Source organism: Streptococcus sp. 45 (assembly GCF_900108865.1).
Lineage (GTDB): Bacteria > Bacillota > Bacilli > Lactobacillales > Streptococcaceae > Streptococcus > Streptococcus ruminicola.
Map to the genome: position 1 here is coordinate 237,195 of NZ_FNXZ01000001.1, position 22,151 is coordinate 259,345.

Genomic DNA, 22,151 nt, shown 5'->3' on the forward strand with positions numbered 1-22,151 from the left:
AGCCTGAGACAGTTTGTCTCAGACTTTTCAAATATATATTTAGACTTAAAATTAGATGGCTTGTGTTGTAAATCCTCGACTTTCAAGGACACGAATCATAGCATCTACTGTATCGAGCGCGGTAAAGAGAGGAACACCGTGTTCAATAGCAGAGCTACGAATAATCGCACCATCTTCGTCAAGTGTACGCTTTGTACCAACTGTATTCACAATCGCTTGTACTTTACCTGTACGAACAAGTGCAGGAATGTCATTGTCATCATCCTGACCAATCTTATCAATGATTGTTGAATCAAGTCCATGTTCAGCAAAGAACTTAGCTGTTCCGTGTGTTGCAAAAATGCTGTAGCCAATGTTAGCAAAGCGTTTTGCCAAGCCAAGAGCTTCTTCTTTAGTATCATCAGATACTGTGAAGACAACATTACCAAATGATGGCAAGTGAAGATATGACGCTTCAAAAGCTTTATAAAGTGCTTTTTCAAGAGTCAAATCAGAACCCATAACTTCACCAGTTGATTTCATTTCAGGGCCTAAAAGACTATCAACCTTAGCAAGTTTTGTGAATGAGAAGACTGGCGCCTTGACATGCACATAATCAGATTCTGGGTAAAGTCCATCTTCATAACCAAGATCAGCAAGACTTTGTCCAAGAATCAATTTAGTTGCAACTTGTGCCATTGGAATGTTAGTTACTTTTGATAAGAATGGAACTGTACGACTAGCACGAGGGTTAACTTCGATAACATAAACCGTTTCATCTTTGATGACAAATTGAATGTTCATCATACCGTAGCAGTTCAAACCAATTGCCAAACGTTTTGTGTAGTCTGCAATGGTTTCTTGTACTTTCTTAGAAAGTGTCTGTGGTGGATAAACAGCCATTGAGTCACCTGAGTGAACACCAGCGCGTTCGATGTGTTCCATAATACCTGGAATAAGCACATCTTTACCATCTGAAATAGCATCCACTTCACACTCACGACCAACGATATACGAGTCGACAAGAACCGGATGGTCTGGACTGGCTTTAACGGCAGTACGCATGTAAGAACGCAGGTCATCTTCATTTTCTACAATTTCCATCGCACGCCCACCAAGGACATAAGATGGACGAACCAAAACTGGGAAACCAATCTTGTGAGCAGCTTCAACCGCTTCTTCTTCGTTGGTAGCTGTTTGTCCTGGTGGTTGAGGAATATCCAATTCTTTCAAAGCTTGTTCAAAGAGATCACGGTCTTCAGCGCGGTCAAGGTCAGCAACCTGTGTACCAAGAATTTTGACACCAGCTTTAGAAAGAGGCTCAGCCAAGTTGATAGCTGTTTGTCCACCGAATTGAACAATGACACCTTTAGGTTGTTCAAGTTCAATAACGTTCATAACATCTTCAAACGTTAGTGGTTCAAAGTAAAGCTTATCAGAAATTGAGAAGTCAGTTGATACTGTTTCTGGATTTGAGTTCATGATAATAGCTTCATATCCAGCTGCCTGAATAGCTTTTACAGAGTGAACTGTAGCGTAGTCAAATTCAACCCCTTGACCAATGCGGATTGGACCTGAACCAAGAACAATGATTGATTCTTTGTCTGATTTGATTGATTCATTTTCCCATTCGTATGTTGAATAGAAGTATGGTGTTGCTGATTCAAATTCAGCCGCACATGTATCAACCATCTTGTAAACAGGGATAATTTTGTTTTCTGTACGAATGGCACGAACTTCATCTGCTGTCATGTTCCAAAGTTCTGCAATCTTAAGATCTGCAAATCCATTACGTTTTGCTTCTTTAAGAACCTCAACATCTCCGACATGACTTGCCAATTCTTGTTCAAGTTCAAAGATGTGGAGCAATTTATCAAGGAAGAAGAGATCAATTTTTGTTAGTTTTGATAATTCTTCAATAGTGTAACCGCGGCGAATTGCTTCAGAAAGGTAGAATAGACGATCGTCTTGAGCACGAACAATCTTATTAACTAATTCATCATCAGTAACATTTGTGAGCTCTGGCATTTCATTATGATGAACACCAATTTCAAGTGAGCGACAAGCTTTAAGAAGTGATTCCTCAATGTTACGACCGATTGCCATAACTTCACCTGTCGCTTTCATTTGTGTTCCTAGGCGACGTTCACCATTTTCAAACTTATCAAATGGGAAACGAGGAATTTTAGCAACCACATAGTCAAGAGCTGGTTCGAACATGGCATATGTTGTACCAGTTACTGGGTTCACCATCTCATCAAGTGTCAAACCAACAGCGATTTTAGCAGCTAGTTTTGCGATTGGGTAACCAGTAGCTTTTGAAGCGAGGGCTGATGAACGTGACACACGTGGGTTAACTTCGATAACATAGTATTTGAAACTATTTGGGTCAAGAGCTAGCTGAACGTTACATCCACCTTCAATTTTAAGAGCACGGATGATGCTTAGACTAGCATCACGCAACATTTGGTTTTCAATATCTGAAAGAGTTTGTGTTGGTGCAAATACGATTGAGTCCCCAGTGTGGATACCAACTGGGTCAAAGTTTTCCATGTTACAAACAACAAGAGCGTTGTCAGCGGCATCACGCATAACTTCATACTCAATTTCTTTGAAACCAGCAATAGAACGTTCAATCAAACATTGTGTTACTGGCGATAATTTCAAACCATTTTCAGCGATTTCGCGAAGTTCTTCTTCGTTATCACACATACCGCCACCGGTACCTCCAAGAGTGAAGGCTGGACGAACGATAACAGGATAACCGATTGATTCTGCAAATGCAACAGCTTCATCAACAGTATTTACAATTTCAGATTCTGGAATTGGTTGGTTGAGTTCTTCCATCAACTGTTTAAAGAGATCACGGTCTTCTGCTCGGTCAATAGCTGATAATTTTGTTCCCAACAACTCAACACCGAGTTCGTCAAGAATACCAGCTTTTGACAATTCCATCGCCATGTTAAGACCAGTTTGTCCTCCCAAAGTTGGAAGCAAAGCATCTGGACGTTCTTTGCGAAGGATACGAGTGACAAATTCTGTTGTCAAAGGTTCAATATAAACCTTATCTGCAATCTCTTTATCAGTCATGATTGTCGCAGGGTTTGAGTTAACTAGAACAACGCTATAACCTTCTTCTTTGAGGGCTAAACAAGCTTGTGTTCCGGCATAGTCAAATTCTGCTGCCTGACCGATAATAATCGGACCAGAACCAATCACCATAATTTTTTTAATATCTGTACGTTTTGGCATTATTTTCTCCTATTTGTCAACTCTCTGATTGACTTTAAATATGTTAATGACCTTGCTGTCAGTCATTTTGCAATTTACCGACAAGATTTTGATGTCGAATGACTTTTTAACGATTAGCTTTTTCAGCTTGGAATGCATCAATCAATTCGATGAAATCATCAAAGAGATAACTTGCATCATGTGGACCAGGCGCAGCGTCTGGGTGGAATTGTACTGAGAAAGCTGGGAAATCACGGTGACGAACACCTTCTACGGATTTATCATTAATTTCTTCGTGGGTTACCATAAGGCAATCTGGAAGAGTATCACGATCAACTGCATAGCCGTGGTTTTGGCTTGTAAAATCAATGCGACCAGTTGCAATTTCGCGAACAGCATGGTTAAATCCACGGTGACCAAACTTCATTTTATACGTTTTAGCACCATTCGCAAGGCTAAACAATTGGTGTCCCATACAGATACCAAAAATTGGAATTTTTCCTTGTACGCCACGAATCATATCTAGAACTTCTGGAACATCTTCTGGGTTACCAGGACCATTTGACAACATCACACCGTCTGGGTTAAGGTGAAGAATTTCCTCAGCTGAAATATTGTAAGGAACGACTGTCACATTACATTTACGTTTTGAAAATTCACGTAGAATAGAATGCTTAAGTCCAAAGTCCACCAAAACAATATTCTTTCCAACACCTGGTGCTGGATAGGCTGTTTTAGTTGATACTTGTTCGATGTTATTTGTTGGCAACACTGTAGCTCGCAATTGATCTTGTAAATGCTCAATCGTATCACCAGCATTTGCAAGGGTAGCTTTCATTGTACCGTGCTTACGAATGATTTTTGTAAGGGCACGAGTATCAATTCCTGAGATACCAGGAATATTTTTAGCCTTCAAAAACTCATCCAAAGTCATTTGATTACGCCAGTTATTTGCACGACGGGCATTTTCAGATACGACAACACCTTTACAAGTTGGTGTAATTGACTCATAGTCATCACGGTTAATCCCATAGTTACCAACAAGCGGGTAAGTAAAAGTCAAAATTTGACCGTTGTAAGACTGGTCTGTGATTGATTCTTGGTAACCTGTCATACCAGTGTTAAAAACAATCTCACCAGTTACATCAAGGTCAGCTCCAAAAGCCTTCCCTTCAAAAATTGTTCCATCTTCTAAAATTAAAAGTCTTTTTGCCATTTTTATTCCTCTCGTTTGCTCTCACGGGAGCACTTTAACGTTTATTAGCAGACACTTCAAAATAATTGTTAAGCTTTACCGTTAAGTACAGCTTCTAGAATTGCCATGCGGACAAACACACCATTTTGCATTTGTCGAGCAATTCTTGATTTCGGTGCTTCTACCAAGCGATCAGCAATCTCAACATCACGGTTAACTGGTGCTGGGTGCATGATGATGGCAGAAGGCTTCATTTTATCATATCGATCATATGTAAGACCGAATGTTTTGTGATAAGTTTCTTTTGAAAAACCACGTTCACTATCATGACGTTCGTGTTGGACTCGTAACATCATCATGACATCAACTTGATCAACAATCTCATCGATAGCCACGTATTTTCCATACACATCAAATTCACTTGAATACCACTGCTCTGGACCTGCAAAATACAACTCTGCTCCTAAGCGTTTTAGGATTTGCATATTAGATTTTGCAACACGTGAATGCGTGATGTCACCAACGATAGCCACTTTTAGATTTTCAAAACTACCAAACTCTTCATAAATCGTCATCAAGTCTAACAAACACTGACTTGGGTGTTGACCTGAACCGTCTCCACCATTAACGATTGCAGTCTGAATTGTTCGGCTATCAATCAATTCTTTGTAGTAATCTTCCATTGAGTGGCGAATCACACAAATATCAATTCCAAGTGAACTCATTGTTAAAATCGTGTCATACAAAGTTTCCCCTTTGTTGACTGAACTTGTTTTAGCATCAAATTCGATAACATCTAAACCAAGTTTTCTTTCTGCGACTTCGAAAGATTTGTGTGTACGCGTTGATGGTTCAAAGAAAAGATTAGCTGCAAAATACTGTCTGTCCAAACTAAAGTCGGCTTCATTGTTCTTAAACGCAATTCCGCGTTTAATCAAGCCTAGCACTTCTTCATTTGATAAAGTTTCCATTGTTACCAAATGCTTTAGTGAAACAACGCCATCTGTAATTGCCATTTTTTTAGTCCTTTTCTGGAAGAATTTGATACAAGATAATACCTAGAAGTGTTGAGAAAGCAACACCTGTAATTTGTAAACCAGCAACTTGCAATGTCAAACCACCGATACCAGACACTAAGATAACACTTGCAATCAAAAGATTTTTCTTATTATCAAAATCAATTTTATTTTCAACTAAAATTTTAAGACCACTTGATGCGATAACACCAAAGAGTGCAATTGAAATACCACCGATAACTGGTGTTGGAATTGATGAAAGAAGAGCAGAGATTTTTCCGATAAAGCTCATTACTACAGCAATCACTGCTGCTCCAGCAATAACATATACTGAGTAGATTTTGTTAAGGGCCATAACACCGATGTTTTCACCGTATGATGTTACCGGTGGGGCACCAAAGAAACCAGCGATGATTTGTGCTAAACCATCACCTGTAAGCGTACGGTCAAGGCCTGGATCTTTAAAGAAATCACGTCCTGTTAAGCTGTTAAGAACCATCACGTGACCAAAGTGTTCAGTCATTGTTACAAATGCGATTGGAGCCATTGTCAAAATAGCACTTGGGTAAAGTTTGAAATGATAGTCAACAAAGAGAATATCAAAACTTGGAACTTGTAACCAAGCTGATTTTGCCACACCTGACAAATCAACAATACTTTGACCAGTTACCGCACCAACTACTAATGCAAAAATGTAACCAACAATCAATCCAAGCAAGATTGGAATAACACCGATAATCTTTTTACCGTACATGTTAAAGAGAATAACCGCAAGAAGAGTTACCATCCCAACTAAAAGGTAAGTAAAATTGTATTCGCCGTCTTTAAGCATTACATCGTTAACAGCTGTTGTTGCAAGGCTCAGACCGATAACGATGATGATTGGACCAACCACGATTGGTGGAAGGACTTTATCAATCCATGCATTTCCAGCAAATTTTACAATCAAGGCAACGATTAAGTAAACCAAACCACCTGCAATAGCCCCCTGTGCTACCGCTGCAATCCCGTCAGTCTTCATTAACATTTGCATAGTCGCAATGTAAGCAAAACTTGAACCCATGTAAGCTGGGATTTTATATTTGGTTACTGTCAAATGTGCTAGAGTACCTAAACCACTTGAAAATAGAGCAATCGCTGGATCAATTCCAACTAAGATTGGCACCAAAACTGTTGAGCCAAACATTGCAAACAAATGTTGAAATGATAATCCAAACAGCATTCCTGGTTTTGGCATATCATGCACATCATATCTTACGTTTTCCACTTTTTATCATCCTCCTCAATTCTAATACTGCTTAGCTTGGATCTACAATGCTAACGCGATCTTTACCATCTACTTCGATCACTTCAACAATGATTTCCTCGATAGCACTTGTTGGGATGTTTTTACCAACATAATCAGCACGAATTGGGAGTTCACGGTGTCCACGGTCAACAAGAACAGCAAGACTAACACGAGCTGGACGACCAAGACTAACTAGGTTGTCGATAGCGGCACGAATTGTACGTCCTGTATAAAGCACATCGTCAACCAGAATGACATCTTTACCAGTAATATCAACTGGCATATCTGTTGTATCTTCTTCAACTTTCATATCATCACGGAAAGGTTTTGTATCAAGTTCACCAAGCGGAATATCAATACCTTCCAATTGTTTCAAGCGATCTTGAATACGACGAGCAATGAAGACACCACGTGTCTTAATTCCTGCAAGAACAATATTGTCAAGATTTTTATTACGCTCAATAATCTCATAAGTGATACGTGTAATCGCACGTTTCATTGTTACGTCATCAACAATTTCTTTTGTTTTCATAAACAAACCTCTCTTAATATACAAAAAATCTCCTCGTTACCAAGGAGATTCCACAAAATATAGGTACAACTATACCAGTTGCACACTTCTTTTACCGTTCTCTCCTTGCCTGCCTCACGGGACAGTATTAAAGGATAATATTTACTCTTATATAATACCAAATCGTTCATCATTTGACAAGAGATTTACGATTTTCAGCCAAAAAAACTCTCGGGATTTTTTGCAAAAACGAATAAAAACAGCAGGACTTCCCCAAAGGTTCATCACTGCTGTTTTTATCATATCTTTTAAGCTTTTCCGCTTCGTAATTTTTCAAGTGTTTCTTTAAAAATCGCTGGCACTTCAGCTGTGAAAGTCATTGTTTCACCTGTTTTTGGATGTGTAAAGCCAAGTGTTTGAGCATGCAAGAATTGACCATTACCTTTCAATGTCTTACGTGGTCCGTACAACGGATCTCCTGCAACTGGGTGTCCAATATAAGCCATGTGCACACGGATTTGGTGAGTTCGACCTGTTTCAAGCGTCAATTCAACTAAAGTATAGTTTCCAAAACGTTCCAAAACTTTGAAATGCGTCACAGCTGGTTTTCCTTTAGCAGTGACAGCTTGTTTTTTACGGTCTTTCTCAGAACGTCCAATCGGCGCTTCAATGACACCACGATCATTTGGAATATTACCATGTACAATAGCCACATATTTACGAAGGGATTTTTTATCCTTCAATTCAGCAGCAAGTGCATTGTGGGCAGTATCATTTTTAGCAATCATCAAAAGCCCTGATGTATCTTTATCGATTCGGTGAACAATTCCTGGTCGAATCACACCATTGATAGATGACAAATCTTTGATATGATACATCAAAGCATTGACCAAAGTACCTGACGTGTGACCAACAGATGGATGAACAACCATGCCTTGAGGCTTGTAAACCACTGCGACATCTTCATCTTCATAAACAATATCAAGTGGAATATTTTCTGCTTTATATTCAAGTACCTCTTCTTCTGGCACTTCATAAGTCACAACATCGCCAACTTTGACAGCATATTTTGCTTTAACAGCTTTGCCATTTACCAAAACCGTTCCTTTTTTAATTTCATCATTAGCTTGGCTACGTGACAAGTCTGTTAAATCTGCTAACGCTTTATCCAAACGAGCGCCAGCTTCTTTAATGATTAATTCCATTTTCCTCCTCTTTCCATAGGGCAATAAATAAAATCACGACCCCAACTGTTAAATACGAATCCGCCACATTAAAAATAGCAAAATTCATAAAATCCAAATGAACCATATCAACAACGTAACCAAGTCGCAAACGGTCAATAAAATTACCGATTCCACCTGAAATAATCAGCAAAAGTCCAAATAAGAACCAAAAATTGCCATTGATATTTTTAATAAAATAATAGCAAGCGGCTCCGACAACAGCAAGTGTAATCACCGTAAAAAACCACTGCTGATTCTGCAAAATAGAGAAAGCTGCACCATAATTACGTAAATAAGTTAAGCTAAAAATACCTGGCACACATTTGCGAATGGTATTTAAAGGAATATGATTGACAATCCATTGCTTGCTTAATTGATCCAACAAAATCAACACCACTGCAGCTAATGGGAAATAAAGTTTTCTATAGTTTTTCATTTGGTCACCTTTGGACTGAATTTTTCAAAATAATCTTTCATGACAGCGATGAATTTCAAAGCACAGGCTGATAAATTTTTATCACGACGTTTGATATAAACCATTTTATTATCTAGCTTATCTTCAAGCGGAATAACGGTAATACCATTGAAACTACGGCTATCTAAGAAACCAGAACCAGTTGCGTAAGCATCTGTCCGTTCTAAAATACCATTTAAGGTTGCACGGTCAGTCACATTGAAAACATGCGGACTATCACTGGTATCAACAAAATTCTCAGAATAATAAAGGTACTCGTCTTTTTCTTGGGTGAAACGTACTGTTGGTAGCTCCTTCAAATCCTCCATTACAAGACTTTCTTTTTGTGCCAAAGGATGAGTTTTAGCTAGATAGATATGAGTTTTAAAAGGAATTAACTCGACAAATTCCAAGCCCAATTTTTCCATACGTTGCAAAAGCCCTTTGCGATTTTGATTATTTAAATAAATAATCCCGATTTCACTATCACCTTGAGCCACCTCATCAAAAATTTGAATAGTTGTTGACTCAAAAATACGAAAATCCTTATGCTCTGGATGAGCCTTAGAAAAGGTTGTTATCAAAGGCGGTAAAAAATCGTAGTGCTGACTAGCAATAGAAAACTCATCTGAATCAGTCGATGATTGCGAGAATTGCTTTTCAAACGAATCAAAACTCTTAACAACCTCCAAAGCTTTTTCATAAAAAGTCATTCCGTGACTCGTTAAGACAGCACCTGTCGTTGTACGTGTAAAAATTTGAAAACCTAATTCACCTTCAAGGTCCTTAATAGCTACTGACAAACTCGGCTGACTGACAAAAAGCTTAGAAGCCGCTTCACGAAAGGTCCCACTGTTTGCAATAGCTACAACATAACGTAGTTGTTGTATATTCATTGTCAATCATTCTTTCTAAAAAATCAATCATCTTTATTATAGCAAAATATAGCTAATGGCGCTATATCAAGCCAAAAGTGACTGATTAACCATTTTGTATTTCAAAAAGGGACAAAAAAAGCCTGCACGAAGCAGACTTTTCTGTTAAATTATTTTGCGATTGGATAAACTGATACTTGACGTTTATCGCGACCTTTACGTTCGAAACGAACAACACCTTCAACTTTAGCGAAAAGTGTATCGTCACCACCGCGACCTACGTTCACACCTGGGTAGATGTGAGTACCGCGTTGACGGTAAAGGATTGATCCACCTGAAACAGTTTGACCGTCAGCTGCTTTAGCACCAAGACGTTTTGCTTCAGAATCACGACCATTTGATGTAGAACCTCCACCTTTTTTGTGGGCGAAAAGTTGCAAGTTAGCAAGATTCATTTTTAACATATGTAGTGTCCTCTTTTCAAATTAGTTTGCAATGACCTTAACTGACACAAATTCTTTCGAATTCTCAGCCAAATTCGTCATTCCTAAAAGAAAGCTTTCAAATAAAAGTTGAACTTTCTCATCTGTCTTTTTAGTCATATGAGAGATATCAATCTTCATATAACCACCATCAATCTCATTGACAGCAAAATCAGCATTGCATTCTGCCAAAACTTCTAACGAATTAACAAAGTTAATCGATAAAGCCGAAACAGCTGCACATACGATATCAAAGCCATATTCACCACTACCAGCGTGACCAGTCAGCTCAACACTTTCTAAGTTGCCTTTGCGGCGAATAAAAGTTGCTTGAATCATGAGAATGCTAAATTATGCGTTGATAGCGTTGATAACAACTTTAGTGTAAGGTTGACGGTGACCTTGTTTACGGTGTGAACCTTTTTTAGGTTTGTATTTGAAAGTAACAACTTTCTTTTGTTTTCCTTGTTTTTCAACAGTACCAACAACAGAAGCTCCTTCAACAACTGGTGTACCAACAACAGTTTTTTCACCACCAACAAGAACAACTTCGTTAAATGTTACTTCTGAACCAGCTTCAACATCAAGTTTTTCAACATAGATAGCTTGACCTACTTCAACTTTAACTTGTTTTCCACCAGTTTTGATGATTGCATATGTGCTCATCGTGCACCTCCTATAAAATTTTGTTGCGGATTTTTCCGCTTGTGAAGACTCGCCTAAATCGTGAACCTCGAGAGTTGCTTACAAACGATTTTCGTGCGGTTGCACAGGATGTGCATTTAGTCAACGTTCATATTTTATCATGTTAGGCTAATTAAAGCAAGGAATATGCTAGCTTTTTTTAATGATAGTACGTTTTCATTTTTTATTTTTTGTCAAAGGATACTTTCACTAATCCCAAAACAGCTTTTTTAGTCAATTTTTCGATAGCATCAATATCAATCTGCTTAGTATTTGCCATCATTTGATAGGTCTCACTACCTTCGTGGTAATAATAGGCTGTGATGTGAAAACCATTTTTCTCATAAAAACGCACACGCTTCAAACGTTGATCAAAATTATCAGATTTTTCGTCCATAGGCTCAATTGCCAAAACGACTGGACGATTCCCAGCTAAATCTTTAACATCTTGCAAAATAGCTGAGCCGTAACCACGAGAACGAATGTTAGGGTTAACAGCTAAGAAAAAAAAATAAACCACAGCTTCATTTTGTAAAATGTAAGCTAAACCAACAAAATCATCGCCATCATAATAAGCATAAAAATCTGCTAAGTCACGATAAGCCGTCAGCAACAACGGCAAATACGGTGCACGTTCAACAGCTGGAAAAGCTGATAAGTATAATTTTTTGACATCACGGGAACTTTTTGAAAAAAGTTTCACCTCTTGACGTTTTAATTCCATTGTAAATTCACCAATTCATTCATTTCTTGATAGGCGGTATCGACTTTCTCTTGCATACTGGCATCAAGTTTGTCGCGGTATTTACCACCTTTTATAAAGTCTTCTAAAATAAGCGTACGATAATCTGAAAGAACAAAGCCTTCTGACCCTGTCACGCCCTTGCTCCATACCCAAACCATTGTTGGGTGAGCTGCGACAGTTTTAATTTTCGTTTTATGATTTTTCTTTTCAAATGTCACATCCATCAAAAGACCACGTTCTGTCCAAATGTCATCAACCGTTTCTAAACGTTGATTAGAAATAAAATTTCCCATTGAATAGATAATAAATTTCTTTTCGCCGTCTTTTTCGACAGTTTCTGATGGTTCCACAACGTGAGGGTGTCCACCAAAGATAACATCTGCACCCCAATCAATCATCTTGTGATAAAGGGTTACTTGCTCTTGAGTTGGTTCGCGTTGGTATTCCACTCCCATTTGTGGCATGACAATTGTTACATCAGCTTTCTTTTCAGCTTCCTGAATTTCAGCTTTCATCTTGTCTTCATTTAAATCAGACATGTGCTTCTCATAATCCTCAGCTGACAAATTAGCTTCTAGTCCATTGTAAGCATAAGAATAACCTAAAATAGCAATTTTAATACCATTAACATTTTTAATTAAAATATCTTCTTTGTCTCGGTCTTTTTTGTAAACGCCAATGCTAGGCATTCCTAATTTATCAAAGGTTTTAACGGTGTTAAGTGCACCTGAAAGACCAGAATCAAGGATATGGTTGTGAGCTAAATCGACAACATCATAACCTGTGTCTTTCATAGCATCAGCAATTTCACTCGGTGCATTGAATAAAGGATAGCCAGCTAAAGGATAATCTGGACTAATCGTTCCTTCATAGTCACCAATTGCCAAATCAGCACTTGAAATCCAGTCTTTGGCATACTCAAAGAAAGGTTTAAAATCATAAGTCCCATCAGCCTGCTCAGCACTGCCATAAAGACCATTATGGATAAGAATATCTCCATTTGCCATGACACGCGCTGTTTTGACTTTACTTGACTGAGCTTTTGATTGCTGAGTCTTATCACTTGAACTAGCCTTCTCAAATAGTAAGCCATAAAATGCTGCACCTAATAAGCTTAGCAATATGAATGCCAAGCAAGCCAACGTTGTCTTTTTATAAATTATCCTATCTAACATCCTTAATCACACCTCCATGCGACTATTATATCATTTTATGATTAGGCTTTCAGGATTTAACTGGTAAGAAAAAAACTACCCTAAAGGCAGTTTCTATCTATTATAGTAAGTCATCGATTAAGTCATCGACTTCATCATGTTCTGCTTGTGGTGTGATTGTTGTCACTTTAATTCCTGCAACAGCACGTTCAACAAGTCCCTCAACGTCCATACGTTTTTCGTATTGTTCAACATTTTTGATTTTTGGATTTGTTTTTGGACGATCTGGCGCAAAGATAGTACAGCAATCTTCAAATGGTTGAATTGAAATATCAAAAGTATCGATTTTTTGTGCAATATCAATGATTTCCAATTTATCCATTGTGACAACTGGACGAATAATTGGCGTTGCAGTTACGGCATTAATGGCACGCATACTTTCAAGCGTTTGACTAGCCACTTGTCCAAGACTTTCACCATTGATGATAACCAAGCCATTACGTTCTTCACGAATGCGATCTGTAATACGCATCATGAAACGACGTGTCAAAGTCATCAAGTAAGCTTCTGGCGCTTTTTCTTTGATTTCTTCTTGGATTTCCGTAAATGGTACTTCGATGAAATCAATGTTACCACCGAATTTTGTCAATTTACGTGTTAAATCTTGAGCTTTCTTAAGAGCACCTGGACTTGTGTATGGTGGACTAGCAAAGTGGACAGCTTCAATATCAACCCCACGTTTAAGAGCAAGGTAACCTGCAACAGGTGAATCAATACCACCTGATAACATCAACATTCCGCGTCCAGCTGTTCCAACAGGAAGTCCTCCAGCACCTTTGATATTTTCATATGAAAGGTAGGCAGCTTCTTCTCGGATTTCAACTTTAAGATTGACATCTGGCCCTTTCATTTGCGCTTGAATGTTAGGCAAAACTTCAAAGACAGCTGAGCCAAGGTATTGATTCAATTCACGGCTATCCATTTCAAAGTTGTGGTCACTACGTTTACTTGTGATTTTAAATGTCAAACCTTCATGATAAACGTCAGTCATCACATCTTGAACAGCTTTTTTAATCGTTTCTAGATTTTTTTCAACCTTGTATGATGGTGAAAATGCTTGAATCCCGAAAATTTGTTTTAATGATTCCGCAACGGGAACATAGTCAGTACCATTTAAGAAAATGTGTGCACGGTCGCGGTCAGCCACAACACGAACATCTGGATAAATTGAAAGAACGTGTTTCATGTTACGTTTCAATTTATTGATGAAACGCATGCGGTTCTTTCCTTTAGTTGATAATTCGCCGTAGCGAACCATAATTTCTGAGTATTGCATAGTTTTCTAAAGAGAAAATCTCTTTATCCTTTCTTATTAATTATCTTACTTTTTGTGTTTTTTCGTAGACTTGTTTGAAAATTGTTAGGAATTGTTCAACTTGTCCCATATCATTGTCATCATCGAGACTAATGCGAACAGCTGACTGCGCTAGTTTTGTAGGGACTCCCATGGCAATCAATGTTCCTGCAGGTTTTCCTGCTTTTGATGAACAAGCTGATGTTGTTGAAATATAGATTTCATGTTCTTCAAAGGCATGAACTACTACTTCTCCACGTACACCTTTGATACCAAACGTTAAGATGTTTGGGGCAAAAGTATCATCTTTACCAGAGAAAATAACGATATCTTTGTGCTTAGCTAATTCGTCATAAATGATTTCTTTCATTTTGGCGATTTTTGGAAGGGCGTAAGCTTCTTTGTCAGTAACCAAGCGAAGAGCTTTCGCTGTCGCAGCAATCCCTGCAACATTTTCAGTAGTTGAGCGAAGGTCACCTTCTTGCCCACCACCGGCTAGCAATGGATTTAATTTCTTGCCTTCTTTTTTGTAAATGAATCCGACACCACGCACACTGTGGAATTTGTGACCAGAAAAACTTGCAAAGTCAACACGGTCTGTCAAATAATCAGCTGCTGGAATTTTACCGATAGCTTGAACAGCATCCACGTGGAATGAAATTCCTGGTTTATCAGATAGTAATTCTGAGATGGCTTTAATTGGTTGGATAGAACCAATTTCATTATTAACTGCCATGATTGAGACCAAAGTTGTATCTGGGCGCAAAAGCTCTGCTAATTTATCAACATCAACAAAACCTTTTTCATCAACTGGCGCATAAGACACTTCAAAACCGTGTTCGCCAAGCCATTTTGCAGATTCTTTTACAGCTGGGTGTTCGATATCTGATACGATGATGTGTTTTCCGTAGCGTTCTTTTTCAAATGCGACACCTTTAAGAACCCAGTTGTCTCCTTCAGTACCACCAGAAGTGAAAATAATTTCATCACTTTTAACGCCAAGCAAGCCAGCGATTTGCTTACGGCTTGCCTCTAGAATACGACTAGCTTTTGTGCCTAGATTGTGCAAACTTGATGGATTTCCATAAATTTTACTTGCCACTTCCTGATAAGTGCGCAAAACTTCAGGATAGGGAATGGTAGTGGCAGAGTTATCAAAGTAAATCATTTTTTCTTCCTTCACAAAAAAATCAATACTACCATTATAACACAGTCTCTCATAAGTGTGAAAGCTTTAATCTTAAGTTTTTTAAGCCTATTTTTAAGAAAATGACCTAAAATATTTCTTAAAAGAGTCCTATCTCTTACTGGACATTTAAAATGAAAAAACTATAATAGAATCATACGCGAAAAAGGAGTTAAAAATGTCTCAACATTATTCTAGACGTCAAAAATCATCAAAAAAAGATAAGGAACAAGCACCATCAAAGCACATTAAAAAAGGTTTCTCAGCCTTTCAGAAAACAATTGCTCTTATCGGGTCTATCCTTAGTATTATCGTAGCAAGTATCACTATCACAAACGCCTTAAAAGGCTCATCAAGTCAAAAGCCAACTGATAAATCAACGACAACTGTTGTGATTAAAGAAGGTAACAAAGGCAATAACAGTAAAACTGATACTTCTGCGTCAACAACATATTCAAGTTCTGCTGCTAACAACAGTGTTTACAATAGTGACACTAATAGCAACAATGCAACTTATGACTCTAGCTCAGATTCTACAACTTACAGTTCAAGTGCTGATACAACACAAGACAACACTCAAACAAGTTCTCAAGCGACATCTGATACTACTGCAGGAAGTGCTACTGAAACAAATCAATAAAATCAAAGAGGAATGGGACGATAAAATTCCTTATCATCCCACCTCTTTTTTACTAGGTAAAATAAACTCATGACTTATATTGACACGCTAAATTGGATTCACTCTCACAAAGCTAATGGTCGCCGACCAAGTTTAGAGCGCATGCGCCATCTCCTTAACTTACTTGATAACCCGCAAAATAAATTTCCAGCTGTTCACGTTGTGGGAACTAACGGCAAAGGCTCTACAACTAGTTTTCTCCAACATATCTTAACAGCATCAGGTTATAAAACAGGTACCTTCACATCTCCTTTTATCACGCGCTTTAATGAACGCATCGCTATCGATAGCAAAGAAATTTCTGATAGTGATCTGGTTAAGACAGCACAGGCAATTAAACCTATCGTAGATAGCAATGACTTTCAAGAAAAAGTTGGTAAGGTAACAGAATTTGAACTTGTCACGGCTCTTATGTTCTATTACTTTGCAACTATCAATCCTGTCGATATTGCCGTTATTGAAGCTGGTATTGGTGGTACTTTTGACTCAACCAATGTCTTTACAGCGAAAGCAGTTATCTGCCCATCAATCAGTATCGACCACCAAGAAACACTGGGGAAAACTCTTACTGAAATTGCTGGTCATAAAGCTGGTGTTTTAAATCCTCACGTTCCTTTTATTTTTGGTCAAATGACACCAGAGGTCCAAAAAGTATTTCATCAAAAAGCTAAGGAGCTCGATTGTCCGACATATGAACTGGATAAAGAGTTCTCAATCAGAGAAAATGGTGAAAGCTTTGATTTTTATTATAAAGATATAAGCATTGCAAACATCACTTTATCAATGCTTGGTCATCATCAACGAACTAATGCCTCGTTAGCTGCTATGGCTGCTATCATTCTTAAATCGTATTTCAAAAATATTACTAAAACAACTATCAAAAATGGCTTAGAAAATACGGTTTGGGCTGGGCGTTGTGAGTTGATGCGACCAAACCTCATGTTAGATGGTGCACATAATGAAGATTCGATTGCAAAATTAGTCGACGTGCTAAAAAAAGACTTTTCAAATCGCAACATTCACATCCTCTTTGCAGGCTTAGGGCGTAAGCCTTTGACACAAATGCTCGAAGAACTATCCGCATTTGACTTATCGGTGACTAGTTTTGATTTCTATCAAGCACAAGCTTTGTCAGATTATCCTGAAAAATATAAAAAAGTCGCTGATTACAAAGACTGGCTTGCTGACACCGAAAATAATCCTGAAGATTTCTTTGTTGTCACCGGTTCACTTTATTTCATCTCAGAAGTTCGCAACTTTTTACTCAATCAATAATCCCACCTAATTTTCAGATGGGATTTCTTTTTGATTAGTTTAGACTTTCAGCAAATTTACGTTTGATGAAGTTAGCTGAATTTTCAAGTTTAGCTTCTTCGTCAGCTGGCAAAGTTAATTTTACTTGCTCGATAATACCTTCTCGTCCAACAATAGCTGGATAGCTAAGGTAAGTATCTAGCGGTTCATAGTAATTAGAAACCGGTAATTCTTCATGGCTATCTGATACAACTGCAATCGCCAAACGAATAGCTGCACTTGCAATCCCATAGCTTGTGTACTTTTTACCATAAAAGACCGTATGTCCACCAATCATGGCTTCATGTGCAATTTCCTCAAGCGTCGCTTGGTCTGTAAAGTTAGAAATTGGTTGTCCTTTGACACGAACTTGACTCCAGGCCGTAAATTGTGAATTTCCATGTTCGCCAAGGTTATAACCGTAAACGCTACGTGCATCAACACCAAAACGTTCTGCAACGGCACGTTTCATACGAGCAGTATCTAGCAAGGTACCTGTACCAATAACACGTTCCTTTGGAAGACCTGAGTAGTGTTGATAGAGACTAGTAATGACATCAACTGGATTTGAAATAGCTACAATAATCCCTTTAAATCCAACCTCTTTTAGTTTTTTAGCAACCAAAGGCACTTCTTTTGCTGTAAAAGGTAACTCCGCAAAACGGTCTGCATTTGGATTATCTTGAAGTTTAATATTTCCTAGAGCAGAGATAACCACATCTGCATCTGCTAAAGCTTGATAATCATTAATCACAATATTTGCATGTTGATTTAGATTCGCTGCTGCATCACGAAAATCAACCGCATCTGCGGTGACTTTTTCCTCATTGGTATCAATTAAGACATAATCATCAAAAGCCCCTTGAGCAATCAGTCCGTGAGCAACAGTTGAGCCAACATGACCCATTCCAATAATTCCAACCTTACGTGACATAAAACAACCTCCTTATAAAGTTATCAATCATTATAGACCTTTACCCCTAAAAATACGAAAAAAACCTAACAAGAAATGTTAGGTTACAATTACTATTTCAAAAGGTCTTGTAATGGACCAAAAATAATTTTTTCAAGGTCAGCTACATAAACTGACAATGATTGTTGAGCACCAAGATAAGCTTTAAGAACAGGATTTGCTTCGATTTTAGCACCCAATTCTTGCATTTTAGTTTGTTCATCACCTGTAGGCATTTGACCTGATTGCAATTTGGCATAAAGACCTTGTTGGAATTCAGTGAATTCTTTAAACAAAGCTTTTGCTTCTTCGTCAGCATCAATCGCAGCACGGCATTCTTGTGCTTTCTTGTATTCAGGAAGAACACGGATTTCGCGTTCTAGTTCATTTGCTAAATCATAAATGTTTGCCATGATATTTCTCCTTTAAATATGAACTTTATAATCAGTTTTTTCACTAATAACTGTTTTAGCATGTTCCAAATCTTTAGCATTTTTAAATGAAATTTGTAAAATCCCATTAATATCTTCACGGTTTTCTTCATTGACATGAATATTAACCAAAGATGTTCCGCGAAGCAATTCCAAGATTTTTAAGATAACATCTTCTTCATCGGGAACATCGATAAAAAGATCGAAGGCACTTTCCACGCCACCACGTTTATGAATTTGCATTTCCTTACGCGTTTCTTTGGCGTGGTTAAAATAATTCCAAATCGCATCCCCATCACCTTGTAAAACGAGTTTCTTAACCTCATCGAGTCTATCCTTGAAATCATCGATGCGATTAGCAACAGCTTCTTTATTGGTCAAGAGAATACTGGTCCACATGCCTGGTTCACTTTCAGCAATACGTGTCATATCGCGAAAAGCACCCGCCGCAAAATGATTAGCCATTTCATGCTCTGCTGCATAATCACCAGCCTGCTCCATCAAACTTGCTGCAAGGACATGTGGGAAATGTGAAATTTGACTCGTTACGCGGTCATGCTCTGCTGCATCAATTTCCACGTAGCGCGCATGTAAACCAGATAAAATCTCCTTAAGCTCAGCAATTGTTCCATCAACCGTTAAAGAAGATGGAGTAAAAATGTAATACGCATTTTCAAATAAATTCACATCGGCGGCAATTGCCCCTGACTTGTGAGAACCTGCCATTGGATGTGAGCCGACAAAGCGAACACCTTTACCAGCCAAGTATTTTTCTCCCGCCTCAACAATATCACGTTTCGTTGAACCGGCATCCGTAATAATCACATTCTCTTTCAAGTTCATTTCAGAAAGGATCTTAATAAACTCAATGGTCTGTTTAATCGGAACTGCCAAAATAATCACATCTGCTAGAGGTGCAAATTCTTTAAAATCTGCTGTCGCTTCATCAACAATCCCACGCTCAAGTGCAACATTTCGTGATTTGTCAGAACGATTGTATCCTAAAATTTTGTAATCTGGGTGGTCACGCTTAATTCCTAAGGCAAGAGATCCCCCAATCAAACCTAAACCTGCAACGTAAATCACTTTATTTTCCATAGTTTCTCCATTTCCGGATAACAATACCTTATAGAAAGAAGCTGAGCACTTTTGTCTCAGCTTCTGTCAACTGTTTATGCATTAAAAATGTTTGACATAATCACGATGACGAGCGACAGCTTCTTTTAGTTCTTCGAGATTGTCAGAAGAAAATTTTTCAAGAATCTCATCAGCCACAACCGTTGCCACAACTGCTTCCATAACAACACCTGCTGCTGGAAGAGCCGTTGGATCTGAACGTTCGACAGTTGCTTTATAAGGCTCGTGAGTTTCAATATCAACTGACATCAAAGGTTTATAAAGCGTTGGGATAGGTTTCATGACACCACGCACAACAATTGGTTGACCGTTTGTCATACCACCTTCAAAACCACCAAGATTATTAGTACGGCGTGTGTATCCTTCTTCTTCGTTCCAGAGGATTTCATCCATTACTTGGCTACCTTTAAGGTAACCATCTTTGAAACCAAGTCCAAACTCAACACCTTTGAAGGCATTAATTGAAACAACGGCACCAGCAATCTTAGCATCAAGTTTCTTATCCCATTGCACATAAGAACCAAGTCCAACAGGAACACCACCAACAACTGTTTCGACAACACCACCAATGGTATCTCCGTCCTTTTTGATTTGGTCAATATAATCTTTGATTTCTTGTTCACGTTCTTGGTTAACAATTGACACTTCTGATTGGCTAGCTAATTCTTTAATTTGTGACACAGTGAGTCCTTCTGGAACATCAACTTCTTTACCGCCAAAGACCACAACGTGGTTAGCAATTTCAATGTCCAACTCAGCCAAAATACGTTTTGCCACAGCACCAACTGCCACACGCATTGTTGTTTCACGCGCAGAAGAACGTTCTAGAGAATTACGCAAATCTTCAAAGCGATATTTCATTCCACCTACAAGGTCAGCATGACCAGGACGTGGATGAGTAATTTTACGTTTTGTTTTAAGAGCATCATCAATATCTTCAACAGCCATAATATCTAACCATTTTTCGTGGTCTTTATTAATAACGTTAAGGGTAATTGGAGCTCCTGTTGTTTTTCCATGACGTACGCCAGATGTGATTTCAACCTTATCTGACTCAATTTTCATACGGCCGCCACGGCCATAGCCACCTTGGCGACGTTTCAAATCAACATTAATATCTTCGGCAGTTAAAGGAAGTCCCGCAGGAACTCCTTCAATAATAGCCGTTAAACGCGGTCCGTGAGATTCACCAGCTGTCAAATATCTCATATTATTTCTCCAAATACTCTTTCATCTCTTCAAGGGGGATCTGATTGATCGCTGCGCTACCAAGCTCTGGTACAATGACAGTCTTAATCATTTTACCACGAGCTTTTTTGTCATGTACTAAAGCTCCGTAAAGCACCTCAACATCCCATGGTTGGTAGTCTGTTGGCAAACCAAATTTTTGGCACATTTCAAAAATCTCTTTAGTGATACCTTTAGGCATTAAACCTTTTGCTTCGGCAACACGAGAAATTTGTACCATACCAATGGCAACAGCTTCACCATGCATCACTTTACCATAGCCTGCAGTTGCTTCAACAGCATGACCAATAGTGTGACCAAAGTTAAGATAAAGACGAACACCATTATCAAGTTCATCTTCTACAACAACTTTACGTTTTACATTACATGAGCGATAGATAATGCTTTCTGCATGTTTTAAAATACTTTCAGGCGAACCATCCATAGCAGAAAGTTCGTTCCAAAGTTCAACGTCTTCAATCAAACCATACTTGATAACTTCCCCCATACCTTCAATGAGTTCTCGTTTTCCAAGCGTTTGAAGGGTTTCAGGATCGATTAAAACACCATCTGGTTGCGTAAATGTTCCAACCATATTTTTAGCAAATGGTGTATTAACACCTGTTTTACCACCAATTGATGAATCCACTTGAGCCGTTAGACTCGTCGGAATTTGCAAGAAATGAATTCCGCGCATATAAGTAGACGCTACGAAACCAGCTAAATCTCCAACGACACCTCCGCCAAGCGCAACGATTCCATCGCTACGTGTCATACCATTTTTAACCAAAAATTCATATGCTTTATTGACTGTTTGAAGATTTTTTGATGCTTCACCTTCTAGAAAATCAAAAACAATCACTTCAAAGCCAGCATTCTCAATGCTAAGCTTAACTTTTTCAGCATACAAACTTCCAACATGGTTATCTGTAATAAGGGCGATTTTTTGAGGTTGCCAAAGTGATTTTACCCAATCACCGGCTTTAGCTAAGACACCTTTTTCAATCACAATATCATAAGGTGTTTGTGGGAGATTAACATTCAATTTCATT

At 38.4% G+C, this 22,151-nt stretch carries 22 protein-coding genes and 1 other annotated feature; of the genes, 2 read left to right on the forward strand and 20 right to left on the reverse strand.

Annotation, left to right across the window (positions count from 1 at the left end; translation table 11 throughout):
- Positions 1-51: 51 nt before the first annotated feature.
- From carB to BMX18_RS01235, 15 genes are all read right to left on the reverse strand, one after another.
- A complete protein-coding gene (gene carB / locus BMX18_RS01165) occupies positions 52-3,231 on the reverse strand; it encodes a carbamoyl-phosphate synthase large subunit (RefSeq protein WP_093814712.1) in 3,180 nt (1,059 codons plus the stop codon).
- 106 nt (positions 3,232-3,337) lie between these two features.
- Positions 3,338-4,426 (reverse strand): carbamoyl phosphate synthase small subunit, encoded by a 1,089-nt coding sequence (locus BMX18_RS01170; protein WP_039696722.1) that lies wholly within the window; start codon positions 4,424-4,426, stop codon positions 3,338-3,340.
- Between the two features lie 68 nt (positions 4,427-4,494).
- A complete protein-coding gene (locus tag BMX18_RS01175) occupies positions 4,495-5,421 on the reverse strand; it encodes an aspartate carbamoyltransferase catalytic subunit (protein WP_039696721.1) in 927 nt (308 codons plus the stop codon).
- A 4-nt stretch (positions 5,422-5,425) separates the two neighbouring features.
- On the reverse strand, positions 5,426-6,658 hold the full coding sequence (locus tag BMX18_RS01180) for a solute carrier family 23 protein (RefSeq protein WP_374057262.1): 1,233 nt from the start codon (positions 6,656-6,658) through the stop codon (positions 5,426-5,428).
- 61 nt (positions 6,659-6,719) lie between these two features.
- The gene (gene pyrR / locus BMX18_RS01185; protein ID WP_039696718.1) at positions 6,720-7,241 is read right to left on the reverse strand and encodes a bifunctional pyr operon transcriptional regulator/uracil phosphoribosyltransferase PyrR; all 522 of its coding nucleotides are present in this window, start codon (positions 7,239-7,241) and stop codon (positions 6,720-6,722) included.
- 287 nt (positions 7,242-7,528) lie between these two features.
- A complete protein-coding gene (locus BMX18_RS01190; RefSeq protein ID WP_039696716.1) occupies positions 7,529-8,425 on the reverse strand; it encodes an RluA family pseudouridine synthase in 897 nt (298 codons plus the stop codon).
- On the reverse strand, positions 8,409-8,882 hold the full coding sequence (gene lspA, locus BMX18_RS01195; protein WP_074481614.1) for a signal peptidase II: 474 nt from the start codon (positions 8,880-8,882) through the stop codon (positions 8,409-8,411). The genes BMX18_RS01190 and lspA overlap by 17 nt, the downstream gene beginning before the upstream one ends.
- Positions 8,879-9,796: a LysR family transcriptional regulator gene (locus tag BMX18_RS01200; protein ID WP_093814716.1), complete on the reverse strand. Its 918-nt coding sequence runs from the start codon at positions 9,794-9,796 to the stop codon at positions 8,879-8,881. Before BMX18_RS01200 ends, lspA begins: the two co-directional genes overlap by 4 nt.
- Positions 9,797-9,945: 149 nt before the next feature.
- The gene (gene rpmA, locus BMX18_RS01205) at positions 9,946-10,239 is read right to left on the reverse strand and encodes a 50S ribosomal protein L27 (RefSeq protein ID WP_004232221.1); all 294 of its coding nucleotides are present in this window, start codon (positions 10,237-10,239) and stop codon (positions 9,946-9,948) included.
- 21 nt (positions 10,240-10,260) lie between these two features.
- Entirely contained in the window at positions 10,261-10,596 is a 336-nt protein-coding gene (locus BMX18_RS01210; protein WP_093814718.1) for a ribosomal-processing cysteine protease Prp, read from the reverse strand.
- A 12-nt stretch (positions 10,597-10,608) separates the two neighbouring features.
- The gene (rplU, locus tag BMX18_RS01215; protein WP_004232223.1) at positions 10,609-10,923 is read right to left on the reverse strand and encodes a 50S ribosomal protein L21; all 315 of its coding nucleotides are present in this window, start codon (positions 10,921-10,923) and stop codon (positions 10,609-10,611) included.
- Between the two features lie 35 nt (positions 10,924-10,958).
- Positions 10,959-11,034, reverse strand: a sequence feature (ribosomal protein L21 leader region).
- Positions 11,035-11,125: 91 nt separating this feature from the next.
- Positions 11,126-11,665: a GNAT family N-acetyltransferase gene (locus tag BMX18_RS01220; RefSeq protein WP_093814720.1), complete on the reverse strand. Its 540-nt coding sequence runs from the start codon at positions 11,663-11,665 to the stop codon at positions 11,126-11,128.
- Entirely contained in the window at positions 11,656-12,861 is a 1,206-nt protein-coding gene (locus BMX18_RS01225) for a CapA family protein (protein WP_093814722.1), read from the reverse strand. The genes BMX18_RS01220 and BMX18_RS01225 overlap by 10 nt, the downstream gene beginning before the upstream one ends.
- 100 nt (positions 12,862-12,961) lie before the next feature.
- Positions 12,962-14,176: a tRNA uracil 4-sulfurtransferase ThiI gene (thiI, locus tag BMX18_RS01230; protein WP_074560412.1), complete on the reverse strand. Its 1,215-nt coding sequence runs from the start codon at positions 14,174-14,176 to the stop codon at positions 12,962-12,964.
- A gap of 40 nt (positions 14,177-14,216) precedes the next feature.
- Entirely contained in the window at positions 14,217-15,362 is a 1,146-nt protein-coding gene (locus tag BMX18_RS01235; protein WP_043878425.1) for a cysteine desulfurase family protein, read from the reverse strand.
- Between the two features lie 196 nt (positions 15,363-15,558).
- Between BMX18_RS01235 and BMX18_RS01240 the strand changes: the two genes are divergently transcribed.
- The gene (locus BMX18_RS01240; protein ID WP_074563932.1) at positions 15,559-16,020 is read left to right on the forward strand and encodes a DUF6556 family protein; all 462 of its coding nucleotides are present in this window, start codon (positions 15,559-15,561) and stop codon (positions 16,018-16,020) included.
- A 69-nt stretch (positions 16,021-16,089) separates the two neighbouring features.
- Entirely contained in the window at positions 16,090-17,334 is a 1,245-nt protein-coding gene (locus BMX18_RS01245; RefSeq protein ID WP_093814724.1) for a bifunctional folylpolyglutamate synthase/dihydrofolate synthase, read from the forward strand.
- 34 nt (positions 17,335-17,368) lie between these two features.
- Here the strand turns inward: BMX18_RS01245 and BMX18_RS01250 are convergent, their stop codons facing one another.
- The 5 genes from BMX18_RS01250 to aroB form a co-directional block, all read right to left on the reverse strand.
- The gene (locus BMX18_RS01250; protein ID WP_093814727.1) at positions 17,369-18,286 is read right to left on the reverse strand and encodes an L-lactate dehydrogenase; all 918 of its coding nucleotides are present in this window, start codon (positions 18,284-18,286) and stop codon (positions 17,369-17,371) included.
- A 92-nt stretch (positions 18,287-18,378) separates the two neighbouring features.
- Positions 18,379-18,717 carry a YlbF/YmcA family competence regulator gene (locus BMX18_RS01255; protein WP_020916975.1) on the reverse strand — a complete coding sequence of 113 codons (339 nt, stop codon included), beginning with the start codon at positions 18,715-18,717 and terminating at the stop codon, positions 18,379-18,381.
- A 12-nt stretch (positions 18,718-18,729) separates the two neighbouring features.
- Positions 18,730-19,833, reverse strand: a complete 1,104-nt coding sequence (locus BMX18_RS01260) for a prephenate dehydrogenase (RefSeq protein WP_093814729.1) — start codon at positions 19,831-19,833, stop codon at positions 18,730-18,732.
- 81 nt (positions 19,834-19,914) lie between these two features.
- The gene (aroC, locus tag BMX18_RS01265) at positions 19,915-21,081 is read right to left on the reverse strand and encodes a chorismate synthase (RefSeq protein WP_074602247.1); all 1,167 of its coding nucleotides are present in this window, start codon (positions 21,079-21,081) and stop codon (positions 19,915-19,917) included.
- A 1-nt stretch (position 21,082) separates the two neighbouring features.
- Complete coding sequence (gene aroB / locus BMX18_RS01270) at positions 21,083-22,150, reverse strand: 3-dehydroquinate synthase (protein ID WP_074626615.1); 1,068 nt, start codon at positions 22,148-22,150, stop codon at positions 21,083-21,085.
- Between the last annotated feature and the right edge of the window lies 1 nt (position 22,151).

Excerpts from the sequence above, each read along its gene's own strand:
- aroC (WP_074602247.1), bottom strand. The coding sequence starts at position 21,081 with ATGAGATATTTGACAGCTGGTGAATCTCACGGACCGCGTTTAACGGCT.
- lspA (WP_074481614.1), bottom strand. The coding sequence starts at position 8,882 with ATGAAAAACTATAGAAAACTTTATTTCCCATTAGCTGCAGTGGTGTTG.
- BMX18_RS01220 (WP_093814720.1), bottom strand. The coding sequence starts at position 11,665 with ATGGAATTAAAACGTCAAGAGGTGAAACTTTTTTCAAAAAGTTCCCGT.
- BMX18_RS01180 (WP_374057262.1), bottom strand. The coding sequence starts at position 6,658 with ATGCCAAAACCAGGAATGCTGTTTGGATTATCATTTCAACATTTGTTT.
- BMX18_RS01240 (WP_074563932.1), top strand. The coding sequence starts at position 15,559 with ATGTCTCAACATTATTCTAGACGTCAAAAATCATCAAAAAAAGATAAG.
- BMX18_RS01225 (WP_093814722.1), bottom strand. The coding sequence starts at position 12,861 with ATGTTAGATAGGATAATTTATAAAAAGACAACGTTGGCTTGCTTGGCA.
- carB (WP_093814712.1), bottom strand. The coding sequence starts at position 3,231 with ATGCCAAAACGTACAGATATTAAAAAAATTATGGTGATTGGTTCTGGT.
- rpmA (WP_004232221.1), bottom strand. The coding sequence starts at position 10,239 with ATGTTAAAAATGAATCTTGCTAACTTGCAACTTTTCGCCCACAAAAAA.
- BMX18_RS01175 (WP_039696721.1), bottom strand. The coding sequence starts at position 5,421 with ATGGCAATTACAGATGGCGTTGTTTCACTAAAGCATTTGGTAACAATG.
- pyrR (WP_039696718.1), bottom strand. The coding sequence starts at position 7,241 with ATGAAAACAAAAGAAATTGTTGATGACGTAACAATGAAACGTGCGATT.
- BMX18_RS01260 (WP_093814729.1), bottom strand. The coding sequence starts at position 19,833 with ATGGAAAATAAAGTGATTTACGTTGCAGGTTTAGGTTTGATTGGGGGA.
- BMX18_RS01200 (WP_093814716.1), bottom strand. The coding sequence starts at position 9,796 with ATGAATATACAACAACTACGTTATGTTGTAGCTATTGCAAACAGTGGG.
- BMX18_RS01235 (WP_043878425.1), bottom strand. The coding sequence starts at position 15,362 with ATGATTTACTTTGATAACTCTGCCACTACCATTCCCTATCCTGAAGTT.
- BMX18_RS01210 (WP_093814718.1), bottom strand. The coding sequence starts at position 10,596 with ATGATTCAAGCAACTTTTATTCGCCGCAAAGGCAACTTAGAAAGTGTT.
- thiI (WP_074560412.1), bottom strand. The coding sequence starts at position 14,176 with ATGCAATACTCAGAAATTATGGTTCGCTACGGCGAATTATCAACTAAA.
- BMX18_RS01170 (WP_039696722.1), bottom strand. The coding sequence starts at position 4,426 with ATGGCAAAAAGACTTTTAATTTTAGAAGATGGAACAATTTTTGAAGGG.
- rplU (WP_004232223.1), bottom strand. The coding sequence starts at position 10,923 with ATGAGCACATATGCAATCATCAAAACTGGTGGAAAACAAGTTAAAGTT.
- BMX18_RS01190 (WP_039696716.1), bottom strand. The coding sequence starts at position 8,425 with ATGGAATTAATCATTAAAGAAGCTGGCGCTCGTTTGGATAAAGCGTTA.
- BMX18_RS01250 (WP_093814727.1), bottom strand. The coding sequence starts at position 18,286 with ATGTCACGTAAGGTTGGAATTATTGGAATGGGTCATGTTGGCTCAACT.
- BMX18_RS01255 (WP_020916975.1), bottom strand. The coding sequence starts at position 18,717 with ATGGCAAACATTTATGATTTAGCAAATGAACTAGAACGCGAAATCCGT.
- BMX18_RS01245 (WP_093814724.1), top strand. The coding sequence starts at position 16,090 with ATGACTTATATTGACACGCTAAATTGGATTCACTCTCACAAAGCTAAT.
- aroB (WP_074626615.1), bottom strand. The coding sequence starts at position 22,150 with ATGAAATTGAATGTTAATCTCCCACAAACACCTTATGATATTGTGATT.